Below are 3,941 nucleotides of genomic sequence, written 5' to 3'. Positions count from 1 at the left end.
GAGCTACGTGAACCACTGCCCCGGTGCTCCGCAGCGACAATCCTGGGCTGCGGCTGCTGCGACTTCGCCAAATTGCCAAAACGCATCCCGACATCGCTCCGCTGTTGCCGCCTGATTTAAATGTTCCTGAAATGCGGCGATTTGCCGAGGACTATATCGAAGCGCGGCTTGAACGTGTCAACGGTGTCTCCAATGCCAACGTGCTCGGTGGATTGACCGATGAGATGCAAGTCATCATTGATCCTCAGAAACTAGCCGCCCGCAGTTTGACGATTGATGATGTCCGACGCGTGCTGCGCAATCAAAATCAAGACACTTCGGGCGGCGATTACTGGGAAGGCAAACGACGCTATGTCGTGCGTACGTTGAATCAATTTCGCAGTGCCGATCAAGTCAAGTCGCAAGTGTTGGCGATTCGTGACGGCGCACCCGTGTTTATTAGTGACGTTGCCGAAGTCAAATTGGGGTTCAAAAAGCCCGATGGGTTGGTTCGCCGTTTCGGCGAATCGTCGATCGCGATCAATGCGCTGCGAGAAACCGGCGCGAATGTGTTGGACGTGATGGACGGGTTGAAACATGGCGTCGCCGATCTGAATGATGACTTGCTTCGCGACCGCAAACTGCAGCTGTTGCAGGTCTACGACGAAACTGAATACATCGATGCTTCGGTGGGTTTGGTGAACCAAAATATCGTCGTTGGCGGAACGTTGACGATGTTGGTGCTGATGCTGTTTTTGCACTTGAATGTACGGACGTTGGTTTTTGTGCCGTTGATTGTCGCCTGCACCGTGGCTTCGATGCTGCTGAGTCCTTGGTACGGTTTGATCACGTTGGCGTTGATTCTCGTAGCGGGGTTCTGGTTCGCTCGCGGCGCTTTGGTCGTCGGGTTGGCGATCCCGATTAGCGTGATTGGCACGTTTTTGTTGCTAAACCTATGGGGACGCTCACTAAACGTGATCAGTTTGGCGGGGATGGCGTTTGCGGTCGGCATGTTGGTCGATAACGCCGTGGTTGTCCTTGAGAATATTTATCGTCACTACCAAGATGGGCGTTCACCGTATGACGCGGCCTATCGCGGAACCAAAGAGGTATGGGGCGCGGTGTTGGCGTCCACGTTGACGACGTTGGCGGTGTTTTTGCCGGTCTTGTTTGTCGAAGAAGAGGCGGGTCAACTGTTTCGCGACATCGCGCTGGCGATTAGTGCGGCCGTCGGGTTGTCATTGATCGTTAGCATCACATTGATTCCCACAGTCACGGCGCGGTTATTGACCGAGAAGGCTGAGCCAGCGAAATCAAGATCGCAACCGCAGCGTGCACCGCATGGACTGCAGCGTGTGTCCGAAAAGATTGTCGAGCCGATTCTGCGGATCAGTTCGCTGTTGGTGGCGATGGTGGTCGGCGCGAACCGCATGATTCAAAAGAGTTTGCTGCGACGCTTGGCATTGATCACGGTGCTGTTGGCTGCCACCGTAGGGCTGAGCTATTCATTGTGGCCCAAGGTCGAATATCTGCCGACTGGCAATCGGAACTTGGTGTTTGGCATCATTTTGCCACCGCCTGGATACAACTTGGATGAACTTTCGAGTCTCGGAGAAACTGTCGAAGAGCACCTAAAACCGTACTGGGACATCGATCCAGATGATCCGGCGACAAACGATCTCAAGTACCCCGCCATCTTTGACTTTTTCTATGTTGCTCGCGGACGCCAAGTCTTCTTGGGCGTGCGGTCGGTCGATCCGCAGCGAAGCGGCGAACTGATCCCGTTGATCCAAAGCGTCCGTTCCAAATTGCCTGGTGCTTTTGTGATCGCAAAACAATCGAGCCTGTTTGAGCAAGGATTGACCGCCGGGCGTACGATTGACGTCGAAATCACTGGGCCTGAACTCGAGAAGTTGGTCGGAATCGGAGGGCAAGTCCTTGGCCAAGTGATGGGAGGGATGGGCGAACCGGTGATCCCCAATGCGCAAGCGCGACCGGTGCCCAGTTTAGACCTCAGTAATCCCGAAACTCACGTGATTCCCTACCTGTTTCAAACCGAGCAAATGGGCGTCGATGCGTCGAGGCTAGGATATGCCGTGAACGCCTTGGTCGATGGTGCCTTTGCCAGCGACTATTACATCGGTGGCGACAAGATTGATCTGACGATTGTGGGAAGCCCGGATCAAGCCGGTTCGATTCAGGATCTCGAGTCGCTGCCGATCGCGACGCCGAGCGGCCATTTGGTGCCGCTGAATTCGTTGGCTCGGATTGAATCGTCCAGCGGACCTGAGCAGATCAATCATCGCGAGCGACAGCGTGCAATCACGATCGAAGTGTCTCCGCCGCCCGAGATGGCGCTTGAGGACGCGTTGCAGCGAATTGAAACACAGATTGTTGGTCCGATTCGTGCATCAGGACAGCTCGACGGAGGATACCAGATCGCACTGTCGGGAACCGCTGACAAACTACGCGATACTTGGTTGGCGCTGCGATGGAACGTGTTGTTGGCGCTACTGATTACGTATCTGTTGATGGCGGCGTTATTTGAAAGTTGGGTTTATCCGTTTGTGATCATCATGAGTGTTCCGTTGGGTGCCGTTGGCGGCATCTTGGGACTGAGGATGCTGAGTGTTTACTTGACCTGGCGGGGGATGCCGCCGCAAGCTCTCGATGTGCTGACGATGTTGGGGTTTGTGATCCTGATTGGAACGGTGGTCAACAACGCAATTTTGATCGTGCATCAATCGCTGAATTTAATGCGTGAAGATGGACTCAGTTCCCGCGACGCGATCCTCGAAAGCGTTCGCACCCGAGTGCGTCCGATCTTGATGACCACGGCAACCACGGTGCTTGGGCTGTGCCCGTTAGTCTTGTTCCCAGGGTCCGGCAGCGAACTTTACCGCGGTCTGGGCAGCGTGTTGTTGGGCGGGCTGCTCGTTTCGACGATCTTTACGTTGGTGTTTGTGCCGACGCTGTTCCGAATCTTTATGGACATCAAGGAATCGTTTGGTCGTGGTGAAACACACAGCGGCAGAGATAATCTATCGAACGGCGAGGACGATTCCGAAGCAAGCTCGCCACACGCTTCCTCACAACCTGCCACGCATGCAATGAGCACGTGAGATGGGGTATGGGTAGCGGAAGCCGCAGGCGGCTTGTTGATTTTTTGAGCCGCGACGCATCAGCGGCTGAGGCCTACGCCCAACCCAGGGCCTTAACGCTCTGTAGGCCGGATCAAGTCGCGCCAAGCGACGCAGGTCCGGCGGAAGCGAACGTAATCGTGAGATCGTCTCTGCCGCCATGCCGGAACTTCGCTCCGCTGCGTTTCGGCCTATAAATAGCGACCATCTCAGGCGTCTCGCCGCTTCATTCTCCAATTCTCTCCGTCGACTTGTTCGACCAGACCGGCTTGTGACAAGATATTCAGTGATCGCTCGACTTGAAAGTCAACTTCGACATTCACCGCTTCGCGAATCATCCGCTCGCAGTGACGCCGGAGTTTGCGAGAACTCAGCGGTGTGTCACTCGACAAAATCCCGTACAACGCCAACGTCACCTCGGCTTCACTCTGTTGCCGAGCTTGTTGGATCAAACGGTAGCCCACGCCTGCGTTGGTGTCGAGTTTCTGGTAGTACAAGTTTTTTGCCAAGTTCAACAAGTAGCGGTTCTTGGTCTGGAAATAGCTCACCACACTGCGGACGATGTATCCGACCGAAGCAAAGATCAATCCTGCTAACATCATTGATGAATACAGCGTGATGGCGGCGAACAAAAAGATGAAATGAGCTAATTTGCGAAGCGACATCAGCAGCCCGCCGAGACTAGGGACGATAATTTTCACCCGATCCACTTTGCTGATCCGCACTTGGGTGCCTGGCAATAACATATCGACATCGAGCTTGGGGATGTTTTTGAACATCCGCAGGTGCAGACAGTCCGACGCGAGCTGTTCTTCGGAAATG

General features: G+C 54.6%; 2 protein-coding genes. One reads left to right on the top strand and one right to left on the bottom strand.

Going from position 1 to position 3,941, the window contains the following annotated elements:
• Positions 1-23: 23 nt before the first annotated feature.
• Positions 24-3,101: an efflux RND transporter permease subunit gene (locus RMSM_RS02760; protein WP_008691254.1), complete on the top strand. Its 3,078-nt coding sequence runs from the start codon at positions 24-26 to the stop codon at positions 3,099-3,101.
• A gap of 227 nt (positions 3,102-3,328) precedes the next feature.
• On the opposite strand, the gene RMSM_RS02755 is transcribed toward RMSM_RS02760, so the two are convergent.
• Positions 3,329-3,941 (bottom strand): DUF3754 domain-containing protein (locus RMSM_RS02755; protein WP_040763787.1); only part of this gene is annotated, 613 nt, incomplete at its 5' end.

This window comes from Rhodopirellula maiorica SM1 (assembly GCF_000346295.1).
Classification (GTDB): Bacteria; Planctomycetota; Planctomycetia; order Pirellulales; family Pirellulaceae; genus Novipirellula; species Novipirellula maiorica.
The sequence above is the reverse complement of the archived record's forward strand: the minus strand, read 5'-3'. Positions and strand labels throughout refer to the sequence as shown.